Genomic DNA, 23526 nt, shown 5'->3' with positions numbered 1-23526 from the left:
CTGCACATACTCATGAGGGCCATTGCGAGGGTCACCGCCAGGATCACTGCCCCATTGCTTGCAGTGCTTGTGCCGCCTCAATGCGCGCGGGTTGCGCGTCGCGCAGTACGGTGAGGACGCGTCGCGCCGTTGCCGCATCGCGCGGCGCCAGCGCGATGGCCATCTGCAGCAGCGGGTCGTAGGCGGGCCGGAAATCCGGACTCAAGCGCACGGCATCAAGCAGCGGCTCGCCCACTTGCGCGAGCATCGCCGCAGGATCGGCAACAGGACGGGCCGAACGTCCCGCTGCCAGGAATCGATCGCGCGCCTGCCAGTACGCGGCGACTCGACGCGAATCGTCCGGGGACTGCACACCGACGTCCGACGGAGAGGCGCTCACCTGATGCAGGAACTCGAAGAGCCGCTCCTTCGGCGTCGATGCCGGCGCGTACACGAGACGCGGCGCAAGGTACGCGACGATCGGACGATCGTCCGTGTTCATCGGCACCCGGCCCGCGAAGGCAGCGAGCGATGCAGGTCCCGCCACGACACTGCCGAGCAGCGCGAATTCGTCGTCGAGCCCGAAGTCGGCCAGCGTCCGGCCATCGCGTCGCGCAGGTGCCCCTTCGACGCGCGCGTGCCAGGACGCCAAGGTCGGCATAGAAGTCTGAGTCTGAGTCGACGAAGCCGTCGAACGCGGAGCAGCAGGATCGCGCCGACCGACGAGTCCGATCACCGGCGTTTCCAGGCTGTTCGCCGCCAGCACCGCGATGGCATCGGGGTACGCGGCCACGAAGGCGCGCGTGATGCTGCGCAGGCTGTCGAGGTCGAGCTGGTGCAGCGGCAGCCATTGGCAGAACAACCCCTGAGGCGCGAGGCGCTCGCGCACCGCGACGAAATGCTCGCGCGTGTAGAGCGCGCCGGAGCCGCTGCGTGCCGGGTGGAAGTTGTCCGAGACGATCACGTCGTAGTGCGCCTCGGATGCGCGCACGAACCGCCGCGCGTCCGCAGCGACGAGGCGCGGCATCGCGGCGTCCAGTCCCAGGGCTCGCGTGAAATGCGGCGACGCCTCGATCACCTCGGGCAGCAGTTCCACCGTGTCGACCTGCAGCGACGTGTCCTGCGCCGCGACGCCTGAGGTCGCCCCAGTGCCCAATCCCAGGAACAACACGCGACGCGGCGCCGGGTGCATCAGCACGGGCAGCAAGGCCTGGCGGCCGTCGACGAACAGGCTCGCGCTGCTGCCTTCCTGCTGCCGGTTGTTGATGCGCAGCCGCGCGACGCCCGCCTCGTCCTCTACGACGCTGACTGCGGCCATGCTGCCCTCGGCGTAGCTGACCAGGCGTGAGCCGTCGGGCACATCGACGAATGCCAGCGGGGCGCCGAGGACAGCCATCACGACGAGCGCGATCGTCACGATCGCCGTCATCGCCGTCATTGGCGCCGTCGTCGGACGCCGCCGCGTCTTCAAACCGGCAACGGCCGCGGCCAGGTAGCCGCCGGCGATCAGCAGCAAGGCTGCCTTCGGGCCGCACCAGGGCGCGATGACGACGCCGAACAGTGGCGCGGCCATGGCTGCGCCGAGCGTGTTCACGGCGAGCGCGCGTCCGAAGGCGACGCCCTGCCCCATCGCCCGCGCGCTCAGATGGCTGAACCACGCGCCCATGGCGAGCGTGGGAAGACCGAAGGCGGCGACGGCGAGCAGCGCCTCGGCGCTGAGCGCCGCCGCGAAGCCCGTACCAAGCGCGTTCATCGCGCCGTTCTTCAGCAATGGTGCCGCCCACAGCGCAGCGAGGCCGATCAGACAGGTCGCGCCGAGGACACCGGGCAGCAAGGACGAGAGCCGGTCCTCTTCCTGTTGTTTCCCCCATCGTCGCCACCACCGCTGGTAGCCTGCCGCGCCGAGGGAGGTGCCGACGAGATACACGGCCAACAGCAACGCGAAGGTGTAGACGGTGTCCTCGTTGAGTTGGCTGAGCACGCGCACGACGACGACCTCGTACCCGATGCCCAGCAGGCCGCTGAGCGCGAGCAGCGTCAAGGCCAAGGCCCGAGGCCAGCGAGCGCTGGCGGGACCGGAACGGTGCGTGGAGGTCCCGGACGGGAGCCTCCATGCATCGTGCAGGGCCGCGCTTGGCCGTTCGGCGTGGAGCCACCTCCATGCGCCGATCGCGCACAGGGCGTTCATCCCCACGCAGACGCCGGCTGTCGCCGCGAGGCCGAAGGCGGGCACCAGCCAGAACGTTGCCAGCAGCACGCCGAGCACGGCGCCGAAGGTGTTGGCGGCGTAGAGCCCGGCGATGGAGCGTTTCTCCTCGCCGGACCCGGATCCAGGGCCAGAGCCAGGGTCGGTGTCGATGTGGACGCCGACGATCCGCTCGATCGCCGGCAGCGTCGCCCCCATCGCGGCGGTCGCGGGCAGCAGCAACAGGAAGCTCGCGCTGAAGGTCACCGTCCACTGCCACCACACGGCGGGTTCCGCGCCTATCCAGTGCTCGACGGCGTCCCCCACGGGTTGCATCAGCACGACCAGCGCCAGCCCCCACAGGCCGATCGCCGCCTCGCAGGCGATGTACCAGCGCAGCGGCGACGCCGTTCGCTCGATGCGTCCCCCGAAGGCGACCGCACCGAGCGCGAGCCCGCCGAAGAAGGCGGTGATCACAGCCAGCACGGCCGCGGCTTCGAATCCGAGCCACAGCGCGCATTGCTGGGTCCAGACCATCTGGTAGCCGAGTCCCGCGAAACCCGACAGGCCCATCAGCGCCAGCGCGACGCGGCGCACGCGTGTCGTCATCCGCTGAACCCGACCGTGTAGCCCCAGGAGTTCAGGCGGGCCGGGATCGCGTTGAACGCGAGGCTGATGCGCGTCCCGCCGTCGTTGGGCGGCACCGCGTGCATCAGGTAGCTCGGGAAGAGCACCAGGTCGCCGGGCGACGGCGACGGGCTGATCCACTTCTCCGCGTTGAACGGCCCGGCGACCATGTCCGGATGGTCGTTCTTGAAGCTGAAATCGGTCCCGCCCGGCGACTTCATGAAGACGGTCCGCGCCGAGTCGTCCGTGCCCGTCAGGTACACGATGCCAGAGGCGAAGCTGTTGGCATGGTTGTGCATCGCCTGATGGCCGCCGTGCGCCATCACGTTGACCCAGAGTTCCTTGACGCCCCAGGCCATGCGTTCGCCGAAGAGCAGCGCGCCGAACGCCGACAGCGGCCCGGCCAGCAGTCCCGCGACGTCGACCAGCAAGGGGCTGTCGCCCGGCTGGAGCATGCGCGTGTGGACCAGCTTCGCCGAGCTGTTGTTGTCGCGCACGGCCACCGCGCTGAAGTGGGCCACGAGCGCCGCCACCAGCGGCGGCGGCAAGGCGCCCGGCACGCGCATCACCGGCGTGGGGAACAGGCTGAAGGTTTCAGACGTGGACATGCCCGCTCCTTCACCCGGCGATCGCCGCGATGCGCAGCCACGACCAGTACGCCGCCGCGGAGCCAATCACGTACAGCAGCGCGGTGCGCAGCCGACCGGTCCAGGGCCAGCGGCGCGACACCCGCCACAGCGCCCAGCACGCGCCGACGGTCATCAGCTGGCCGATCTCGACGCCGACGTTGAAGGTCAGCAGCGCGACCAGCAGGTGGTTCTCCGGCAGACCGATCTCGCGCAGCGCCCCGGCGAAACCCAGGCCGTGCACCAACCCGAACAGGAAGGCCACCAGCGCCGGCCAGCGGCGCGCGAGCGTGTCGCCTCCGTTGCCGCTGCCATTGCCCCCAGCGCGGCTCTTCTCGTCCGATCCGTCATCACGTCGACGCGACGGCCTCAGCGCCTCGCACGCGACCAGCACGATGGACAGCGCGATCGTGGCCTCCACCGGCGGCGGGCGCAGTTGCAGCCAGCCCAGCGCGCTCATGCCCAGGGTCAGGCTGTGCGCCGCCGTGAACGCGGTGATGGTCCACAGCAGTTGCCGCCGGAAGCCCACCAGGAACAGCAGCCCGATCACGAACATCAGGTGGTCGATGCCCGCCAGGATGTGCTCGACGCCCAGCAGCGTGTACGCGCGGGCGATCTCGCCCATGCCGCGCCTGTCCTGCGCCGACCCGAACAGCTGCACCGACGGCTGCCCCGCCGTCAGCATGTAGACGCTGGTCTGGCCGTCGACCCAGAACACCTTCACCAGCGCCGCCGAGTACTGCCGGCCGACGCCGGCCATCGTCAGCGTGCCCGTCAGGCCGGCCTTGCCGCAATGCAGGGTCAGGCCTTCCGCGGTGCAGCCGTCCGGCCATGCCGGCGCGAGCACCTCGTCGGCGGCGCGCTTCTCGCTCGCCGTCCATTGCCAGATGAACTCACCGGGCGCGGTTTCGCGCACCTGCATCTCGGCCATGCTCATCTCGTGCGCCTGCGCGCTGCCGCCCACGAACGCAGCCGCCGCCATCAACAGGCCAAGGATCCTTCGCATCCAGCGGCTCATTTCGAATCGCCTCCGACGGTGGCGGTCGGCGTGGCGGTCGTGGGCGTCGCAGCCGTGGCGGATGTCGAGGCGGTCTCCCGTCGGATCGTGTACTTGCGGCTCAACGCGAGCACGGCCGCGCTGCGTTGCTCCGACAAGGTCGCGTCGGTCCAGTCCTGCAGCACCACGCCGCGCAGCACGTTGAAGTCGCCGGGACGCGGCGGCGTCGTCGAGACCAGCCGCATCGCGCGCCACGCCGGATGGCCGCCCTCCATGGTGCGGAACACGCGCCATTCACCGACCGACGACGACTCGATCGCCTTCGCGAAGTCAGCGCCGTAGCTCTGCACAAGGTTGGCGTGCGGCCGCCCCTTGAAGACGCGCAGACCCGCGCCGGCATCGCCGGAACTGCTCGCGGCGGCGCCGCCGTTCAGCTTCGCGACGAAGGCGCGCAAGGCGGCCTCATCAGCATCTCCGGCGAGCACCGCCTCCTCGAAATCGAAGCGCGCGGGATCGTCGTATCTGTCGCGGTGCGATTCGAACCAGCCCCGCAGGTGAGCATCGTCCGCCGGCGGCAGCTTCACGCCGGCGTCGATCATGCTGAGCGATTTGAAGATCACGCGCTCGCGGATCGCGGTGTCGCCCTTGTCGAGCTGAAGCGCGAGGCCCTCGCGGTACAGCACCTCGTTGTCGAGCCAGACCTGCCGCAGCGCGGCGAGCTCCTTCGCATCGGGCGCGCGGCCGCGCGAGGCGGTGAAGACCTGCGTCGCTTCCGCATCGACCTCGGGGCCCACGACGATGCGCATCGGATCGTCCGCACGGCTCACCATCACATGGTCCACGCCGAACAGCACGCCGCCGAGCAGCAGGAAGTGCAGCAGCGGCTCGCGCGTCCACGCGGGCCATCCGCGTCTGGAGGACGAAGAAGTGTTGGACATGGGACGGGCGTCGGTCGCAGGGGGCATCGTCATCGACATGGCAATCGGATCACTTCTGAAAATGGAAATGCGCCGCGCGTCGAAACGCGCGGCGCCGAGGGCTTCAGTGCGACAGGGTTACTTCACACCCGCCACTTGCGTCGAACCCGACACCTCGATGTAGACCGGGTTGCTGTAGAACCAGAGGTCCGACCAGGCCGCCACGTCGTAGGCCACGTACTTCACGCCGCCGACGGTCGGCAGGTGGTTCGGGCAGCCGTCGATCGTCGTGCCGGTGTAGGTCCCGCCGTTGGCCGGGACGTTGGTGCCCACCGTCGCGCAGGCGATGCGCAGCTTGGTCGAGTCGTTGGCGTTGGTGTACAGGTCGGCCAGCGGGTTGCCGCTGCCGTCGGTCTCGAAGGGCACCGACGCCGGCAGGTTGGTGCCGCGCAGGCGCACGTACTGCGACGCGGTCACCGCCGGGATGCGGTAGCTCATCTTCAGGAACTGCGTGCTGTCCGCGCCCGAGTTCACCTTGACCCACGGCGTGGAGCCGGCACCGTTGAAGGTGCGGATCACCGCGGCCGTGGTGTTCTTCGCGGCGGCCGGCACGTTGGCCAGACCGGTGGTCGTGCCGTCGGTGCGCAGCCAGTTGGTGTTGCGCGGCCATTCGCCGGCGTAGTCGGCCGAGCCTGGTGTGCGGTAGCCGCTGACCAGGCCGCGGATCAGGTCGATGTGGTCCAGCACCGGCTGGTTGATCGGCTGCTCGATGCCGACCTGCTTCAGCGACGGGTTCGGGAAGCTGTACGGCGAGTAGTTCGTGCCCGCCGGATCGCGCACCGCGACGGCGACGACGAGCTCGGCGCCCGGACGCACGACCAGCTTCTCGCCCATCGTGGCGCAACCGGTCACGTCGGTGTCGGTGTTGCCGGAGGCGGCGTTCAGCGCGAGCTGCTCCACCGACGCGCTGCTGCGCGCGCCCGGGCCGGCGTACGACGCGCAGACCACCACGGCCAGGCGGTCGATCAGCTGACCGGTCGTCGACCAGGCGTTGCCCGAGCGCAGGCCGTTGACGATGGCCTGCGGACGCAGCTTGTCGCTGCCGTTGCGGACCATCGCGTAGGTGCGCTGGTATTCGCCGGGATAGAAGTCCTGCGTCGAGCGGCGGTCGTCGGGACCGAAGCTGCCGCGGTTGTGCCAGTCGGAGCTGGCGAAGAACCAGAAGTTGCGGCCCTCGCCGAGCAGCGCGTCCCACACGCCGCCGACCACGCCCGCGTACACGCCGGTGCCGCCGAAGGTCGTGCCGCCGACCGAGTCCACCTTCTCGGTGCCGAAGGTGTTGCGATTGACCTGGTACTCGCCGCGGTTGGCCGAGGCGCCGTGACCCGGCTGCGACTCGAAGCCGAAGGCGATGCCCGGGGCGGCGTTGTTGAAGTTGCGCAGGTGCTCGACGTTGAAGCCCTGGTTGCCGTCGGCGTAGAACGGGCCGGCGCGCTCCAGGTGGGCCGGCACGTAGTAGCTGGCGGTCCCATGGTTCTGGGCCATCCACTTCAGCGCCTCGACCGTCTTCAGGTGGCCGCGGGTACCGGTGCCGGCGCCGCCGGCGGGCATCAGCTTCTGGGCCTGCGTGTTCCAGCTCACGTCGGACGCGCTGTTGCTGCCCGACACGGCGCAGTTCCAGTTGTTGCCCACGTTGGAGCCGGTGACGTTGCCGCGGCTGCGGTCGGTGTCGCCGCGGTCGAAGCAGTAGGACCACTGCGCCAGCGCGTCGGCGTTGCCCAGCGCGGAGAAGCTGCCGTTGGCCGGCAGCGTGGTGTTGTCGATGCCGTTGGGCATCTGGCCCGTCACGATGGACATCGAGCTGTGCTCATGGCCGGCGACCACCGATTCCATGCCGATGAACAGCGGCAGGTTCTTGGCGACCGACAGGTACTCCAGCAGCGGGTACTGGAACTCCTGGATCGACTGCCAGCGCCACATGTTGCCGTTGCCGCCGACGCCGCCGCCGTCACCCTTGATCGCGGCCGCGCCGATGCTGGCGGTCCAGGTCGTCGTCGGGCCCTGGCCTTGCACGAAGGGGTAGGCCGGGGTGGACAGCGAGGCGTCCTCCACCAGCGTGCAGTTGCGGTTGCCGTTGCCGCCGTGGCCGGCCTGGACGAACCAGTCCAGGCCCCAGGGGGTGTCCTGCTTGTCGGTGACCTTCTTCACCAGCTTCTGCATCGAGATCGAGCCGTCCGAGCAGGTGGTGTGGTTGTGGAAATCGCCGCTGACGTAGCGGCCGGGCGTCTTGCCCGCGGCGGCGGCCGGCGCGGGGACGGTGCTCAGCGAGAGGGAGCCGAGGGCGGCGAGCGCCGCAAGGGCGACGTCGCGTCGGGCGAAGGGGAAGCGCATGGTGTTTGCTCCAGGAGTCAGCGAGGACCGGATGAGGAAAAAGTCACGCGCAGCGTAGAAAGCCGGCTTGACCGAGCCGTGACAGCGCCGTGGCAACACCCGGAATCGCGTCCCCTGAAACCAGGGACGCGGGAAACCCGTGGAACGAGACATCCGTCACGCGACTGCCTTGGACGGATTCGAGACTGCCGGGCGACGCGTCCCGACGTGCAGGTCCGATCCGCCGGATCCGCACGCGGGAGGCAACCCCTGACCCCCACCGGAGAACCGCCATGAAGCGTGCTGCTTCCCCTTGCTGATGTCCCTGGCCGCGCTGTCGGCCCTCGCCCTGTCCGCGGCGCCGGCCCATGCCGCCAATGCCTGGATCGACTTCGACGGCCCGACGAGCTTCGCCTCGGTCGCCGACTACTACAACGGCGGCACCGACGGCGCCGGCCTGAGCGGCGTCAACCTGGGCGTGTCCTTCAGCGGGTCCATCCTGGGTCTGGCCAACGACGGTCTGGCCGACAGCCCGAGCGGCAACTACTTCAGCAACGCCCCGACGATGGGCGGCGTGATGTTCAACAACATGGGCGAGACCGGCCTGATGAACGTTGCCAAGGGCTTCACCGGCGAGGTGTCGCTGTACTACTCGTCGGCCAGCGCGCTGGCCAGCGCGGTCACCATCTACAGCGGTCTCAACGGCACGGGCTCCATCCTGGGTTCGTTCTCGCTGCTGAACAACGCGCAAGCGGGCTGCTCGGATTCGTCGTACTGCCACTTCGACCTGGCGTCGGTGAGCTTCGCGGGCGTGGGTCGCTCCCTGGTGTTCAACGGCGGCATGAACGGCGCGATCGACAACATCGCCATCACGGCGGTGCCGGAGCCGGGCACCTACGCGTTGATGCTGGCCGGCCTCGCGGCCGTCGGGTTCGTGGCGCGGCGCAAGCGCTCGTCGTGATCGACTGATCCGCGTTGAATCAACCGCTGCACAGGGTGCGGCGGTCGACACTCACCAGTCGCAGGCCGCGAACAGCTTGTGGGCGTCCGCGATCTGGTTCTCGACGTCATTCGGCTTCAAGTCCTCATCGAGAAGGTAGTCGGCGGTGACCCGCCTCTTCCGCTGCCGAAGCATCAAATTGGCAAGTAGTTTTCCTTGACGCCTCTGCTTGGCACTTCCAACGCGACTGCGCGCAAACAGTCGCTCGATCAGTTGTTGGTGAACGCCCCCACCCGGCTGTTTTTCGTTACGGCGAGAGGCCGGCTCGCCCTCCAAAAGAAGGCAGCGGTGGTACGACGCGTAATACGCCCGTGAGATCGCACAGCGCCTGGAAGGCTCATCTTCCTCGGCTGCCTGTTCACTTGCGTGTGACATGAGGGCTTCGGGACTGGTCGTCATCGCCACTCCCCTTCAGCCAATCGGCTTGTCGATGGCGACATCGATGTCGCCGACGACACTTTTTCCGCTGCAGAAGCAAAAGCAGAAGCAGCCGGTATCTTGCGCATCGGCATCGATCACCTGGTCGTCAAGCTCATGATTCAGACTGCTCACCTGCCCAGGTGCCACATCGACGCTCAACTGGATGAACACATGCAAGGGGCCGTCCTCCTCCATGAAGACGATCCAAGGGCCCCCGCGGCAGATCTTGACGCCGTGCTTTCGAAGCACGGCGGCACCCAGGTGCAACTGGAAATGGAGGTCGCTGCAACGACCTTGCCACTGCTGGAAACATTCGGCGAGCTGCTCCGCGACGCAATCCCAGTCCAGCGGCTTCGCATTGGCGTACGCCGGCCGCGCGGAGGGCGGGCCAAAAATCAGTTCCGGATGACGAAGGGCGCGGACCAGCGCCTCAAAACCATCCATGACGTCGTCGCTGGAAAAGTCGACTCCGGCCTGCGCAGGGCCATCGTCGATCGGCTCCTTTCGTTCGATGACCTGCGGTTTCCACGCCGATTCGACTTCAGGTGCGAACACCGATTCACGTTCGAGAATCACCATCCCATCTCTCCTGTCCAACTGCAAGAACCACCGAGCTCACGGCTCGAATGCATGCAGTGTCGGAGCGGAGAGGCGTTTGTCGATTCCCTCCGACGGGCGTTCCGATGGGGGGCGTTGATTGAAGTAGGTCAGTCCCCCTGCGCTGATGCAGAAGAGGTCATTGCTTCGGCGTCGCGTCAGAAGCTGCGGCGCAGGGTCACGCGCAGCGTGCGCGGTTCCGCCGGATGCACGTGGCGGTCGGCGACGGGCGCCGCTTCGCCGGGCAGCTGCGATTCGTAGAAATACTCGATGTCGTTGACCTTGCGGTCGAAGAGATTGAAGACGTCCAGCGTCAGTTCGGTCTTCGTGCCGAAGCGCCGGCTCACGCGCAGGTTGGTCGTCAGCGACGAATGCGAACGGACGCTGTTGTCCTCGATCAGCGCGCCGCTGCCGAGGTAGCGCCATTGCAGGCTCGCCGACCACGGGCCGAGCTCGCGCACCGTCACGCCCATCGAGGCCACCCTGTCGACCGCATTCGGAATGCGATCGCCCGCCGGATCCGCATCGGAGAACCGTGCGTGCGTCCACGCGAGGTCCGCGTCGATCAGCAGCCACGGCAGCGGCACGTAGCGGTTGTTCCACTCGATGCCACGCCGCTTGCTCGGGCGATTCGCCTCGGTCGCGCCGGCGTCGCCGACGTAGACCAGCTCCGAATCGAAGTCGAGTTTCCACAACGCGACCGAGCTCTGCAGCCCGGGCACGATCTCGCTGCGCAGGCCGAGCTCGTAGCCCTTGGCCTTCACCAGGCCCTGCGCCGGATCGACCGCGCTGGTCACGCCGCGCGCGTCGTTGCTGTGGAAGCCTCGACCGGCGTTGACGAACAGCTCCGTCTTCGCCCACGGGCCCAGCACCAGCGAGAACTTCGGCGACACCAGCGTGTCGCGCGCGGTCCCGGAGTGGCCCTCCCCGGCACGGTGGTCCACGCGGAAGCGCCCCTGGTCCGCGCGCAGGCCCAGCACCGAACGCGCCCACGGCGCAAGCTCGACACTGGTCTGGCCGTAGACGCCGGACATCGTCTCGCGCACGTCGTCGTCGCGCGTCGTGTCAGTCTCCAGATCGACGACCGCGCGCGCCACCGTGTTGAACAAGCCGACGCGCGCCCGGTCCCGGCGGACCTGGAAGCCGAACTCCGAACGCGCCGGCAGGCCGGCCAGCGAGTGATCGAACGCGTGACGGCCGCTCAGGCCGTAGACCTTGCGGTCATCCTTCTGCGCGAACTGGTCACCGACCTCGGGACGCTCCATGGCGTAGGTGAAGTTGGAGTACAGCGCCAGCTTGTAGGCCATCGCGTAGGCGGCCAGACGAGTGGTCGCGCCATCCGCATCGCGCTGCCATTCCGCGGACAGGCTGCTGCGACGCGTGTCGCCACCGTCGGTCGGATCGACCGCATCGAAGCGGCCGAACGGCCGACCGTCGAAGAGGCCCGCGTCGATCAGGCGCTGCGGGATCTGGTCCGTCGACGTCCAGTCCGCGCGGTAGTCCATCAGCCCGATGCGCCAGCGGTCGCCGTTCGTCCCCCTGGCACCGCCCGTGCCCCCGGACAGACCCAGCACCAGGTTGCGCCGGCTCAGGTCCTCCGGCAGCTTCCACGGGCCGTCATTGCGCATGGCCTCCACGGCGCCGAGCAGCTGCATGCCGCCGCCGATGTTCGTCGAGCCCGCCGCCAGGCCGCGACGGTACTGGCCTTCCCCCAAGGTGAGCGCGACGAACGGATCGTCGAGCTGGCGGAAGTAGCCGATGTCCGCCGAGCCCGCCGCCGCGAAGTCGCCGTTGCCGGCGAAGTACGGCCCCTTGCGGTAGTCGATGCGCTCGACCAGCTCCGGGATCAGGAAGTTGAGGTCCGAGTAGCCCTGCCCGTGCGCGTGGCTGGGCATGTTGACCGGCAGCCCCATGACCGTCGTGGCGAAGTCGGTGCCGTGGTCGAGGTTGAAGCCGCGCAGGAAATACTGGTTGGCCTTCCCGTCCCCGCTGTGCTGCGTAACGATCAGCCCCGGCACGAACTCCAGCACCTCGCCCGGCCGCAGCGCGGGGCGGCTCTTCAGCAGCTCGGCGCGCACGGCGCCCTGCGAGGCGGCGTCCGTCGTGCCGATGGCGTTGTCGTAGTGGCGGCCGCTGAGCTCGACGCGGTCGAGCGTGACCGGCGCCGCCTTGGCGATCTGGAGCGGCTTGTCGACCGCGTCCCGCGTCGCCACCGGCACCTTGGCGTCCGGAGGCGCGGCGCTCCCTGATATCTGGGCACACGCGGGGCCGCAGACCGCCAACACCACCGCGCCTAAGCGCGCCCTGTTCGCGGCACTGGGCCCTCGCCTGATCGTCATCCGTCCGTCGCTCCGAAATCATTCCGCACTGGGGTGCAGAGTGCGGCGACTCTAGGGAGACGGTGTGAAGGTTCTCTGAAAACGCGGGGCCGGGTGTTGCCCGTCACTCCCGCGAGGGACAGCGCGGGCGATCCTCGACCCCTCGATCAGTCGAGCGCGCGCAGCGGATGCTCGGCCGCCTGCCACGGGCTCTGGAAAAAGGCCTCGACGTCGGCGCGCGTCACGTCCTCGACGCGGGCCGGGTTCCACTTCGGCGCATGGTCCTTGTCGACGGCCAGCGCGCGCACGCCCTCGACCGTTTCGCTGGCCGCGCCGGGCCGCAGATGGAAGCAGTGGTGCACCAGGTCGCGCTCCATGCGCAGGTCGTCGGCCAGGCTCATCGCTGCGGCGCGCCGGATCTGCTCCAGCGTGACCGCCATCATCAGCGGCGAGCGCTGTTTCAGCGTCGCCAGCGTGCGCTGCGCCCAGGGGTCGGCGTCCGCCTCGAGCGACGCGAACAGCGCCGGCACCGAGTCCGCCGCGAAGTGCCGGTTGATGAGCGCGCGGGCGTTCCAGTGCTCGGCGACGGGCGCCAGGTCCACGCGCTCCATCACCGTCGCGACCACGTGCTCGGCGCTGTCCTGCACGCCGGTCCGCAAGCCCTCGACGATCGCCGGCAGCTCGCTGCTGCGGACGAAGACGTCGCCCAGGCCGAGCTCGATCGCGTCGCCCGCGCCGATGACCTGGCCGGTCAGCGCCAGCCACTCGCCGCTGCGGCCGGGGCAGCGCGACAGGAAGTAGCCGCCGCCGACGTCCGGGAACAGGCCGATGTTGGTCTCGGGCATCGCCAGCTTGGAATGCTCCGTCAGCACGCGCAGCCGCGCGCCCTGGCTGATGCCCATGCCGCCGCCCATCACGACGCCGTCCATCAGCGCGATGAAGGGCTTGGGGAACTGGTGGATCAGGTGGTTGAGCGCGTATTCCTCGGTGAAGAACGCGTCCAGCGCGTTGTCACCGGCGAGCGCGGCCTGATGGAAGAAGCGGATGTCGCCGCCGGCGCAGAACGCCGCGGGTTTGCCCTCGCGGCCCGCGCCCATCAGGGCGACGGCCTGGATGGCGGGATCCCGGGCCCACGCGGTCAGCAGCGTGGTCATGTCGCGGATCATGGCCAGCGACAGCGCGTTGAGCGCCTGCGGACGGTTCAAGGTGATCAGGCCCAGGCAGCCGTTGACCTCGGCGAGGACCAGCCCTTCGGATTGCAGCGACGGAATCACAGCGACATTTCTCCACTCGTAGAGGCTGCCGGGCGGCGCCACGCGGCCAGCAGCTCATTGCCTATCAATGCGGCCAGCACCATAACACCCCCGAGCAGCGCGGCCGGCGACGGCGCCTCGTCCGCCAGCAGCCAGGCCCACAGCACGCCCAGCAGCACTTCCATCAGGCCCAGCAGCGCGACCTCCGCGGCCGGCAGCACGCGCGTCAGCCGCACGACGATCAGGCAGGGCACCGCCAGCTGGAACACGCCCAGCCCGGCCAGCATCAGCAGATCGCGGCCCGAGGCCGCGAACGGCCAGGCCAGCGGCAGCATCGCGAGGGCGGACAGCAGTGCGCCCAGCCAGACGGCGGGCAGCAGGTCGGTCTCGCCGTCACCGGCGCGCGCCTGCAGCAGCGTCCAGTTGCTGGCCGCGGCGACCGGCACCGCCAGCGCGACGCCCATGCCCAGCCATGCGGACGGCCCGGCGCTCATCTCGCTCGCGAACATCCAGGCGATGCCGGCGCTCGCGACCCAGATCGCCACCCAGGTGCGCGCGGCCAGGCGCTGATGCAGGAAGACCCGGGCGAACAGCGCCGTCAGCAACGGCCCCAGCGCCATCGTGACCAGCACGTTGGCCACGCCGGTCATCGTGAGCGCCAGCATGAAGGCCGTGTACATCACGGCCCAGCACAGGCCCGAGCCCAGCACGGACGGCGAATGCCGCAGGCGCGGCAGCGCGCGCCGCCAGTAGCCCGCGCCACGCAGCAGCGGCAGCAGCACCGTCAGCGCCAGCGCGTTGAAGGCGCTGCGCCAAAAGGTCACCTCGAAGCCGCGCGCCGAATCCAGGTGGCGCGACACCGCGCCGGCACTGCTCCACAGCAGCGTGACCAGCAGCATCAGCAGGACGGCGGCGCGGTGGCTCATGGCGTCAGTCGGCTCCGTTCGTTGTCGTCCGGTTTCAGCCACACCCATTCAGGCTCACTCATCCCGGTAGACGCCGACGACCGGCACGCCGCCGGCCTCGACCCAGCCGCGGTACATGCCCTCGGTGTTGAAGCCGAGCCAGACGTTGCCCAGCGTGTCGACGGCGATCAGGCCGCCGTCGCCGCCCACCGTCGGCAGTTCCTCGAACACGACGCGGGCGCAGGCCTCCGCCAGCGGCAGGCCGCCGATGCGCATCAGCGCGCCGACCTCGTGCGCGGCCGCGGCGCGGATGAAGGCCTCGCCGGTGCCCGTGCAGGAGACGGCGACGCTGCGGTCGTCCGCATAACAGCCGGCGCCCGGGATCGGCGAGTCGCCCACGCGGCCCGGCCGCTTGTTCGTCATCCCGCCGGTGGAGGTCGCCGCGGCGAGGTGACCCGCCGCGTCGCGGACCACGGCGCCCACGGTGCCGAACTTGGTCTGCTCGTCGATGGGCCCCTCGCTGGTCCGAACAGTCCCGGCCGCACCGCCAGCACCGGCAGCCGCGCCGGCCTGGGCCACCGCCTGCTGCCCGTCGTGATCCAGCACCTGGCCGGAAGCCGACGCCCTTGCCTGTTCCAGCTGCGCGAGCCGCTGCGGCGTGCCGAACCAGTCCGGCGCCACGCGCTCCAGCCCCTGTTCGAACGCGAAGCTGTCCGCCGCCGTGCCGATCAGCAGCACGTGGCCGCTGTGCGCCATCACGGCCCGCGCCGCGAGCACCGGATTGCGCACCCGCGTCACGCCGGCCACCGCGCCGGCGCTGCGATCGCGGCCGTCCATGACGCTGGCGTCGAGCTCATGCCGCTGGTCCGCCGTGTAGACCGCGCCCTTGCCGGCGTTGAAGAGCTCGCACTCCTCGAGCTGGCGCACGGCTTCGACGGCCACGTCCATCGCGGCTTCGCCGCGCGCGAGACGCGCCGCCCCGTCGGCCAGGATCTGCGCGAGCGCGGCGCGGTAGCGCGCCTCCATGTCCGCGCTCATGCTGTCGCGGCGGATCGTGCCCGCGCCGCCATGCAGGGCGAGCACCGGCCGCGGCAGGGAGGTCGGGAACAAGACGGGGGACACGGAGGCGGACAAGGAGGAGGACGGGGTCGGGAGCGAGGCGGTCATGGCGGATCTTCGGAGCCCGGAAGCGGCGCATTCTCCCCCGCCCCCGGGATGGCCCTGGCTTTGTCCCGGTCGGGACAGGAAAAAGCGAACGCTCGTGCTAAAAACCGGCGCAGTCCCCAGACACGCAGCCGACGAGCGCAGGACAAGACATCAAGGACCGCAGGAGACGCGAGCATGGACCTGAACTTCACGCCCGAGGAACAAGCCTTCCGGGCCGACATCCGCCAGTGGGTGGCCGACCATCTGCCCAAGGACATCAGCCACAAGGTGCACAACGCGCTGCGGCTGAACAAGGACGATCTGCAGCGCTGGGCGCGCATCCTGGGCCAGCAGGGCTGGCACGGCTGGGCCTGGCCCAAGCAGTTCGGCGGTCCGGGCTGGAACGCCGTGCAGCGCCACCTGTTCGAAGAGGAATGCGCACTGGCCGGCGCGCCGCGCGTGGTGCCCTTCGGGCCGGTGATGGTGGCCCCGGTGATCATGGCCTTCGGCTCGCGCGAGCAGCAGGAGCGCCACCTCCCCGGCATCATGAGCGGCGACGTCTGGTGGAGCCAGGGCTACAGCGAGCCGGGCTCGGGCTCGGACCTGGCCTCGGTCAAGACCCGCGCCGAGCGCCGCGGCGACACCTACGTCGTCAACGGCCAGAAGACCTGGACCACGCTGGGCCAGTACGGCGACTGGATCTTCTGCCTGGTGCGCACCGACACGAGCGTGAAGCCGCAGGCCGGCATCTCCTTCCTGCTGATCGACATGAAGTCGCCGGGCGTGACCGTGCGGCCGATCACCATGCTGGACGGCGAGCACGAGGTCAACGAGGTCTTCTTCGACGACGTCGTGGTCCCGGCGGAGAACCTCGTCGGCGAGGAGAACAAGGGCTGGACCTACGCCAAGTACCTGCTCGCGCACGAGCGCACCAACATCGCCGACGTCAACCGCGGCAAGCGCGAGCTCGAGCGCCTGAAGCGCATCGCCAAGGCCGAGGGCGTCTACGACGAGCCGCGCTTCCGCGACCAGATCGCGCTGCTGGAGGTGGACATCGTCGCGCTCGAGATGATGGTGCTGCGCGTGCTGTCGGCCGAATCCAGCGGCAAGCAGTCGCTGGACGTGGCGGGCCTGCTGAAGATCCGCGGCAGCGAGATCCAGCAGCGCTACACCGAGCTGATGATGCTGGCCGCCGGGCCGTACTCGACCCCTTCATCCAGGAGGCGATGGAAGCCGGCTGGCAGGGCGACCAGGTCGGCGCGGCCCACTGCGCGCCGCTCGCGAGCCACTACTTCAACTATCGCAAGACGACGATTTACGGCGGGTCCAACGAGGTCCAGCGCAACATCGTCGCCCAGACCGTTCTGGGCTGAGGCAGGAGACACGACATGGATTTCGATTTCACCGAAGACCAGAACTCGCTGCGCGACGCGGTGCGGCGCTACGTCGACAAGGACTACGGGTTCGAGCAGCGCCGGGCGATCGTCAAGGCGGGCGGTTTCTCGCGCGACGCCTGGAACGCGTTGGCCGGACTCGGCCTGACCGCGCTGGCCGTGCCCGAAGCGCACGGCGGCCTGGGCTTCGGCCCGGCCGAGGCGATGGTCGTCATGGAGGAACTGGGCCGCGGCCTGGTGATGGAGCCCTATGCGCAGGGCGGGCTGGTCGCGCCGGCCGTGCTCGCGCAGGCGGATGAGGCCGCGCAGGGCGAATGGCTGCCGCGCATCGCCGGCGGCGAGGCTCTGGTCGTGCTCGCGCATCAGGAGCGCAAGGCGCGCTACCGCCTCGACGTCTGCGACACGGTCGCGACCGCCGATCACCGCTTGACCGGCGCGAAGAGCGTGGTCCCGGCCGGCGACGCGGCCGATGCGTTCATCGTGCCGGCCTGTGCCGGCGGCGCCGGCGCGAACATCGCGCTGTACCTGGTCGCGAAGGACGCCGCCGGCGTCGCGCTGCGCGGTTATGCGCTGCACGACGGATCACGTGCCGCCGAGCTCACGCTCCAGGACACCCCCGCCACGCTGCTGGTCGGGCCGGACCGCGGCCTCGCGGTGCTGGAACACGCCGTCGACATCGCCATCGCCGCGCAGGCGGCCGAGGCCGTCGGCGCGATGGACCGTTTCGTCGCGCTGACGGCGGAATACCTGAACACGCGCAAGCAGTTCGGCGTCGCGATCGCGAGTTTCCAGGCGCTGCGCCACCGCATGGCCGACGTGAAGATGCAGCTGGAGCTGGCGCGCTCGATGAGCTACTTCGCCACGCTCAAGCTGAACGAGCCGGCGGACGCCCGCCGCCGCGCGATCTCGCAGGCCAAGGTGCAGCTGGGGCAATCGATGCGCTTCGTCGGGCAGCAGTGCACGCAGCTGCACGGCGGCATCGGCGTGACCGACGAGTACATCGGCAGTCACTACTTCAAGCGCCTGGCCGTCATGGAAATGCAGTACGGCGACTCGCTGCATCACCTGGGCGAGGTCAGCGCGCGCATGCAGGACACGGCCGGCGTATTTGCGTGACACCGCCGCGGGCCGGGCTGACCGGCTCGCGGCTGCGTACACTGGCCATCGCTCGCCGACCCCTCCGGCGAGGGAGCCTGCCATGTCCCTTGCGCCCTCCTCCTTTGCGTCCGCCTTCGCCCCCTCCTCCCTGATCGCCGGCGTGCTGCTTGCGGCCGCCGCCATGACCGCCTCCGCCCAGGACTTCAAGCCCGGGCTGTGGGAGATCAGGCAGAAGCCGCAGCTCGATCCGCAGCGCCAGGCGCAGATGGAGCAGATGCAGAAGCAGATGGCGGCGCTGCCGCCCGAGCAGCGCAAGCAGATGGAATCGATGATGTCGCAGCACGGCGTCAGCATGAACTTCCAGGGGGCGAGCTGACGCTGAAATCCTGCGTCACCAAGGAACAGGCCGACCGCGCCGCCATGCCGCGCACCGACGGCAAGTGCGAGCACGACAGCAAGCGCACCGGCGACACGATGCTGGTGAACTTCCGCTGCACCAACCCCGCCTCGGAAGGGACCAACGAGATCACCTTCCTCGGCCCGGACCATTACAAGACCAAGAGCGAGATCCGCGCGCAGCGCGACGGCAAGACCGAGGTGATCCGCTCCACCGGCGAGGCGCGCTACCTGGGCAGCGACTGCGGCTCGCTGAAACCGCAGGGCGCCAAGCCTTGAGTGCCGCCAGCGGCGACGACGCCGGCGCCCTCTGCGACGTCGCCGGCCTGAAGGTCGGCCACTTCACGCACCCGTCCGTGCCCACCGGCTGCAGCGTCGTGCTGTGCGAGGCCGGCGCGACGGCCGGGGTCGATGTGCGCGGCGCCGCACCGGGCACGCGCGACCTCGAACTCCTGCGCCCGGAGAACACCGTCCAGCAGGTCCACGCGATCCTGCTGACCGGCGGCAGCGCCTTCGGCCTCGCGGCCGCGGACGGCGTGATGCGCTGGCTGGCGGAACGGGGCCACGGCTTCCCTGTCGGCCAGGTGCGCGTGCCGATCGTGCCGGCGGCCGTGCTCTTCGACCTGTGGCGGCACGGCGCGTCGACCGCGCCCGATGCGGCCGCCGGCCGGGCCGCCTGCGAGACGGCCTCGGCGGACGAGCGCTCGCGCGGACGCGTCGGCGCCGGCACCGGCGCGACCGTCGGCAAGCTGCTGGGCGTCGAGCGCTCGATGCCGGGCGGGCTGGGCATGGCGACCGTCCGCATCGGCGGCGCGACGCTGTCGGCGATGGTGGCGGTGAACGCGGTGGGCGACGTGGTCGATGCGCGCGGCGAGGTGCTCGCCGGCTCGCGCGGTGCGGACGGCCGACCTCGCTCGACCGTGCAGGCGCTGCTCGACGGCGAACGGCCCGGCGGCGCGCTGCAAGGCAGCGCCACGACGATCGGCGTCATCGCCACCGATGCCCGCCTGACGAAGGCGCAGGCCACCAAGCTCGCCCAGATCGCGCACGACGGCCTGGCGCGTGCGATCCATCCGGTGCACACGGTGATGGACGGGGACGTGATGTTCGCGCTCGCCACCGGCGCCGCGGACATCGACGGCGACATGACGCTGCTCGGCGCGGTGGCCGCGGAAGTCGTGGCGCGTGCGATCGTGGACGCGGTCGGAGCCCGCTCCCCCTGAGAGGCCCCACGGCGCAGCCACCCACGCCCGAAAGTCGGCGGCCGGTGAAACGCCTGCGACATGACGGCGACAATCGGGGCCATGAGTTCCGATTCCTCCTCCACCTCCGGCGAACGGGCGAAGGCTTCAAAGCCGGTCGCCATAGCCCAGATCCTCTTCAGCCAGGGCTTCGGCACGCGCCGGCATTGCGCCGCGCTGCTGCGGCACGGCCTGGTCTCGGTCGGCGGCACCGTCGTCGAAGATCCGGACGAGACCTTCCTCACCGCCGGCCTCGTCTTCGAGGTGGAAGGCCAGACCTGGCCCTTCCATGAGAAGGCGCTGATCCTGCTGTACAAGCCGGCCGGCTATGAATGCTCGCGCAAGCCGAGCCACCATCCGAGCGTGTTCTCGCTGCTGCCCGAGCCGGTCCGCAATCGCGACATGCAGCCGGTGGGCCGCCTGGACGAGGACACCACCGGCCTGCTGCTGCTGACCGACGACGGTCCGCTGCAGCACAAGCTGACCAGCCCGAAGTACCACGTGCCCAAGCTCTACCAGGCGGTCTGCAAGGCCGAGGTGGACGAGGCCCAGCTGCGCCAGCTCGTCGCGGGCGTCCTGCTGGAGGAACGCAATCCGAAGCTGGCCGAGGAAGCGGTGCGGGCGGTGTCCGCCGAGCGGCTGCCGGACGGCCGCTTGCAGATGGCGCTCACCGAGGGCCGCTACCACCAGGCCAAGCGGATGGTCGCCGCGGTCGGGAACCGGGTGCTCAGCCTGCACCGGCAGCGCATCGGCGCGCTGGAACTGCCGGCCGACCTGAAGGAAGGCGGCTGGATCTGGCTCGACGAGCGTCAGCGCGCGCTGGCGATGTCCGATCCGTCGGCGGGCCCGTCCTCCGGTCCCGCCCCGGCCGGCTGAACCCGGTCCCGGACTTCCGGGAAGTCCCCGAGTCCATTTGTCACCATCCTTGGGTAGAAACGCCCACCAAAGCGCCGCCTGCGCAGCGGCGCATCCACCTGGAGGGCGCATCGGTCGGACCCTCGCCGGCCGTGTCGTATGGGAATCTCAGACATCGAACCTCACGAGGACACCGCCATCAGCGTGGCGACCCAGGTCCGGGCGGAACGCCTGAGCAGCCTGCAGGCCCGCGTGGCCATGCCGGCGGCCGTGGGCGCCGTCTTCGGTCTGCTGCCCGTGGTGCTGCTGTGGCCGCACCTGCCCGCCGTGGACCTGCTCGGCTGGCTGGGCGCGCGCTGGATCATCTCGCTGTGGCGCACGGTCCAGGCCCGGCGCTTCCCCGCCCTGCCGCTCCAGGAACGCGCCTCGACGCGCGAGGAGCGCCGCTACCTGGCCTTGCTCGGACTGGACGGCCTGTCCTGGGGCGTGATCGGCGCCCTCTTCGCCACCCCCAACCTGCCGGAGATCGACGGCGCGGTCATGACGACCCTCGTCGGCCTGGTCGCGTTCACGATGGTGTCGCTGGGCCAATGGGCGCGGGGTCAGGCGCTGTTCGCCTCGCTGGTGATCGCGCCGCTGGCGATCCGGCTCGCGCTGCAGGGCGGCGTGACCGGCTGGCTCAGCGTCGGCGGACTGGTCATGTTCTGGCTGCTGACGGTGCTGGAATCGCGCCGCATCGAGGCCGGCACGCTGGAACTGCTGCGCCTGCGCTTCGAGCAGGCGCGCCTGGCCGAGCAGCGCCGCCTGGCGCTCCATGCGGCCGAGGAGACCAGCAGCAGCAAGAGCCGCTTCGTCGCGGTGATGAGCCACGAGATCCGCACGCCGCTCAACGGCATCATCGGCATGACGCAGCTGCTGGAACGCGGCGACCTCAGCGCGCAGCAGCGCGAGCAGGTGGAGATCGTGCGCCGCTCCGGCCGCCATCTGCTGACACTGGTCAACGACATCCTGGACCTGGCGCGCATCGAGTCCGGCAAGCTGGTCGTGGAGGCCCGGCCGTTCGACCTCCGCGAGATCGCCGGCGACGTCGCCCGGCTGCTGGGCGAATCCGCACGTTCCAAGGGACTGGACTTCACGCTGGCCGTCGCGCCCCAGTTGCCCGCCCGGGCGATGGGCGACGCGTCGCGCATCCAGCAGGTGCTGCACAACCTGGTGGGCAACGCCATCAAGTTCACCGATCACGGCCAGGTCGGGCTCGAGGTCTCGTCGGTGCTGGACATGCGCGCCGGCACGCTGCTCCGCTTCGCAGTGCGGGACACCGGCGACGGCATCCCCGCGGACCAGCTGGAACGCATCTTCGCGCCCTTCGAGCAGGCGGACCGGACGGGCGCCGACCGGGCCCGCCGCGACGGCGCCGGGCTGGGCCTGACGATCTCCCGCGAGATCGCCCGGGCGATGGGCGGCGACCTGCGCTGCGCATCGGCGCCGGGCCAGGGCTCGGTGTTCGAGTTCACGCTGCCGCTGCAGACCTGCGCGGCCGAGGCCGCCGCCCCCGTGCGCGCGCCGTCCGCCGGCGTGCCGCCGGGGCCGCTGCCGCAACTGGCGGGTCGCGTGCTGCTGGTCGACGACAACCCGGTCAACCTGCTGGTCGCCAGGACGATGCTGGAGCGCTGCGGCCTGCGCGTGGTGCCGGCCGAACACGGGCGCGAGGCCCTGGAACAGCTGCGCGCGCAGCGCTTCGACCTCGTGCTGATGGACTGCCACATGCCGGAGCTGGACGGCTACGCGGCCACGACCGCATGGCGGCAGGAGGAGGCGCGCCGGCTGCTGCCGCGCACGCCGGTGGTGGCGCTGACCGCCAGCACCATCGAGGACGACCGGGCCCGCTGCCTGGCCAGCGGCATGGACGGCCACCTGGTCAAGCCGTTCGAGATGGAGGAGCTGCTGGACGTGGTCACGCAACACCTGCCCGCCTCGCCGGCCGCGGCGGCGGCCTGATCCCCGTGATCGCGGCGCCGTCCCGCGCGGCGGCTGATAATCCCCGCCCATGCAGGTTTTCCGCGGCTTCCACCATCCCGGCATCGCGGCGCAGTGCGCGCTGACGATCGGCAACTTCGACGGCGTCCATCGCGGCCACCAGGCCATGCTGGCGCTGCTGCTGTCGGAGGCCCGCCACCGCGGCCTGCCGACCTGCGTGCTCACCTTCGAGCCGCACCCGCGCGACTTCTTCGCGCACAAGCTCGGCAAGCCCGAACTGGCCCCGGCGCGCATCGCCACGCTGCGCGACAAGCTCCAGGAGCTGGAGCGCTGCGGCATCGACCAGGTCGTGGTGCTGCGCTTCGACGAGGCGCTCGCGTCGCTGCCGGCGCAGGACTTCATCCAGCAGGTGCTGGTCGACGGCCTCGGGACGAAGTACGCGCTGGTCGGCGACGACTTCCGCTTCGGCGCCAAGCGGCAGGGCGACTACGCGACGTTGGACGCGGCCGGGCAGCGCCTGGGCTTCGACGTCGCGCGGATGATGAGCTACGAGGTGCACGGCCTGCGCGTGTCCAGTTCCGCCGTGCGCGAGGCGCTGGCCGCCGGCGACATGGACGGCGCGGCCCGGCTGCTGGGGCGGCCGTACGCGATCTCCGGCCATGTGATCCACGGTCAGAAGCTGGGGCGGCAACTCGCGGAGACCGCGCCCGGCCGCGGCGACGGCTTCCGCACGCTGAACCTGAAGTTCGACCACGACAAGCCGGCCGCGCACGGGATCTTCGCGGTGCGCGTGCATGGGCTCGACGGCCAGGACCGTCTGGACGGTCCTGGCGGCATGGCCGGCGGGATCGTGCTGGACGGCGTCGCCTCCCTGGGCGTGCGTCCGACGGTCGAGGACGCCGGACGCGTGCTGCTGGAGGTCCATGCGCTGGACTGGCCGGCGGCGCTGGCCGAGCGCCTGGGGCCGGGCGAGGCCTACGGTAAACTCGTGCGCGTGGAACTCCTGCACAAACTGCGTGACGAAGCCCGTTTCGACGGTCTGGACGCCCTGACCGCCGCGATCCGCGAGGACGTCCGCCAGGCACGCGCGTACTTCGCCGAACCGGCGACGACCCACGCCGCCGTCCGCCGCCAGACCACCCGCGACCGAATTTGAAGGGCTGAGCACCCGACTGCTCATCTCGACCGCTCAGCCGGCACGCGGCCCTGCCTCCCCGGCACCCCG

19 protein-coding genes and 1 pseudogene are annotated in these 23526 nt (G+C 70.2%); 9 read left to right on the top strand and 11 right to left on the bottom strand.

Annotation, left to right across the window (positions count from 1 at the left end; all coding sequences use genetic code 11):
* Window positions 1-43: 43 nt before the first annotated feature.
* From ACQ859_RS12700 to ACQ859_RS12680, 5 genes are all read right to left on the bottom strand, one after another.
* Window positions 44-2773: a fused MFS/spermidine synthase gene (locus ACQ859_RS12700; protein WP_431266082.1), complete on the bottom strand. Its 2730-nt coding sequence runs from the start codon at window positions 2771-2773 to the stop codon at window positions 44-46.
* Window positions 2770-3399, bottom strand: coding sequence for a putative 2OG-Fe(II) oxygenase (locus ACQ859_RS12695; RefSeq protein WP_431266081.1), 630 nt, complete (start codon window positions 3397-3399; stop codon window positions 2770-2772). The genes ACQ859_RS12700 and ACQ859_RS12695 overlap by 4 nt, the downstream gene beginning before the upstream one ends.
* Before the next feature lie 10 nt (window positions 3400-3409).
* Window positions 3410-4423, bottom strand: a complete 1014-nt coding sequence (locus tag ACQ859_RS12690) for a HupE/UreJ family protein (protein ID WP_431266080.1) — start codon at window positions 4421-4423, stop codon at window positions 3410-3412.
* Window positions 4424-4431: 8 nt separating this feature from the next.
* Window positions 4432-5352, bottom strand: coding sequence for a peptidyl-prolyl cis-trans isomerase (locus ACQ859_RS12685; protein WP_431266079.1), 921 nt, complete (start codon window positions 5350-5352; stop codon window positions 4432-4434).
* A 117-nt stretch (window positions 5353-5469) separates the two neighbouring features.
* Complete coding sequence (locus ACQ859_RS12680) at window positions 5470-7722, bottom strand: hypothetical protein (RefSeq protein ID WP_431266078.1); 2253 nt, start codon at window positions 7720-7722, stop codon at window positions 5470-5472.
* A 298-nt stretch (window positions 7723-8020) separates the two neighbouring features.
* On the opposite strand from ACQ859_RS12680, the gene ACQ859_RS12675 reads away from it, so the two are divergent.
* Window positions 8021-8662 carry a PEP-CTERM sorting domain-containing protein gene (locus ACQ859_RS12675; RefSeq protein ID WP_431266532.1) on the top strand — a complete coding sequence of 214 codons (642 nt, stop codon included), beginning with the start codon at window positions 8021-8023 and terminating at the stop codon, window positions 8660-8662.
* 51 nt (window positions 8663-8713) lie between these two features.
* Here ACQ859_RS12675 and ACQ859_RS12670 read toward each other — a convergent pair whose 3' ends face one another.
* The 6 genes from ACQ859_RS12670 to ACQ859_RS12645 all read right to left on the bottom strand — a co-directional run bounded on the left by ACQ859_RS12670 (window position 8714) and on the right by ACQ859_RS12645 (window position 15232).
* Window positions 8714-9100 (bottom strand): hypothetical protein, encoded by a 387-nt coding sequence (locus ACQ859_RS12670; protein ID WP_431266077.1) that lies wholly within the window; start codon window positions 9098-9100, stop codon window positions 8714-8716.
* A 12-nt stretch (window positions 9101-9112) separates the two neighbouring features.
* Window positions 9113-9700 (bottom strand): hypothetical protein, encoded by a 588-nt coding sequence (locus tag ACQ859_RS12665; protein ID WP_431266076.1) that lies wholly within the window; start codon window positions 9698-9700, stop codon window positions 9113-9115.
* Window positions 9701-9876: 176 nt separating this feature from the next.
* Window positions 9877-11937 carry a TonB-dependent receptor gene (locus tag ACQ859_RS12660; protein ID WP_431266075.1) on the bottom strand — a complete coding sequence of 687 codons (2061 nt, stop codon included), beginning with the start codon at window positions 11935-11937 and terminating at the stop codon, window positions 9877-9879.
* Window positions 11938-12203: 266 nt separating this feature from the next.
* Window positions 12204-13298 carry an enoyl-CoA hydratase/isomerase family protein gene (locus tag ACQ859_RS12655; protein ID WP_431266531.1) on the bottom strand — a complete coding sequence of 365 codons (1095 nt, stop codon included), beginning with the start codon at window positions 13296-13298 and terminating at the stop codon, window positions 12204-12206.
* 8 nt (window positions 13299-13306) lie between these two features.
* Window positions 13307-14215 carry a DMT family transporter gene (locus ACQ859_RS12650; protein WP_431266074.1) on the bottom strand — a complete coding sequence of 303 codons (909 nt, stop codon included), beginning with the start codon at window positions 14213-14215 and terminating at the stop codon, window positions 13307-13309.
* 54 nt (window positions 14216-14269) lie between these two features.
* Entirely contained in the window at window positions 14270-15232 is a 963-nt protein-coding gene (locus ACQ859_RS12645; RefSeq protein WP_431266530.1) for an isoaspartyl peptidase/L-asparaginase family protein, read from the bottom strand.
* 303 nt (window positions 15233-15535) lie between these two features.
* Between ACQ859_RS12645 and ACQ859_RS12640 the strand changes: the two are divergent.
* From ACQ859_RS12640 to ACQ859_RS12605, 8 genes and pseudogenes are all read left to right on the top strand, one after another.
* Window positions 15536-16713 (top strand): annotated as a pseudogene (locus tag ACQ859_RS12640) (acyl-CoA dehydrogenase family protein).
* A gap of 15 nt (window positions 16714-16728) precedes the next feature.
* Complete coding sequence (locus tag ACQ859_RS12635) at window positions 16729-17850, top strand: acyl-CoA dehydrogenase family protein (RefSeq protein ID WP_431266073.1); 1122 nt, start codon at window positions 16729-16731, stop codon at window positions 17848-17850.
* A gap of 82 nt (window positions 17851-17932) precedes the next feature.
* Window positions 17933-18208 (top strand): hypothetical protein, encoded by a 276-nt coding sequence (locus ACQ859_RS12630; protein ID WP_431266072.1) that lies wholly within the window; start codon window positions 17933-17935, stop codon window positions 18206-18208.
* Window positions 18157-18507, top strand: a complete 351-nt coding sequence (locus tag ACQ859_RS12625) for a DUF3617 domain-containing protein (protein WP_431266529.1) — start codon at window positions 18157-18159, stop codon at window positions 18505-18507. Before ACQ859_RS12630 ends, ACQ859_RS12625 begins: the two co-directional genes overlap by 52 nt.
* Window positions 18504-19451 (top strand): P1 family peptidase, encoded by a 948-nt coding sequence (locus ACQ859_RS12620; RefSeq protein ID WP_431266071.1) that lies wholly within the window; start codon window positions 18504-18506, stop codon window positions 19449-19451. Before ACQ859_RS12625 ends, ACQ859_RS12620 begins: the two co-directional genes overlap by 4 nt.
* An 81-nt stretch (window positions 19452-19532) precedes the next feature.
* Window positions 19533-20345: a pseudouridine synthase gene (locus tag ACQ859_RS12615; protein ID WP_431266070.1), complete on the top strand. Its 813-nt coding sequence runs from the start codon at window positions 19533-19535 to the stop codon at window positions 20343-20345.
* A 138-nt stretch (window positions 20346-20483) separates the two neighbouring features.
* Window positions 20484-22322, top strand: coding sequence for an ATP-binding protein (locus tag ACQ859_RS12610; RefSeq protein ID WP_431266069.1), 1839 nt, complete (start codon window positions 20484-20486; stop codon window positions 22320-22322).
* A 49-nt stretch (window positions 22323-22371) separates the two neighbouring features.
* Window positions 22372-23457, top strand: coding sequence for a bifunctional riboflavin kinase/FAD synthetase (locus tag ACQ859_RS12605; protein WP_431266068.1), 1086 nt, complete (start codon window positions 22372-22374; stop codon window positions 23455-23457).
* Window positions 23458-23526 lie beyond the last annotated feature (69 nt).

The sequence above is a fragment of the Roseateles chitinivorans genome (assembly GCF_050632235.1).
Lineage (GTDB): Bacteria > Pseudomonadota > Gammaproteobacteria > Burkholderiales > Burkholderiaceae_C > Roseateles > Roseateles chitinivorans_A.
The sequence above is the reverse complement of the archived record's forward strand: the minus strand, read 5'-3'. Positions and strand labels throughout refer to the sequence as shown.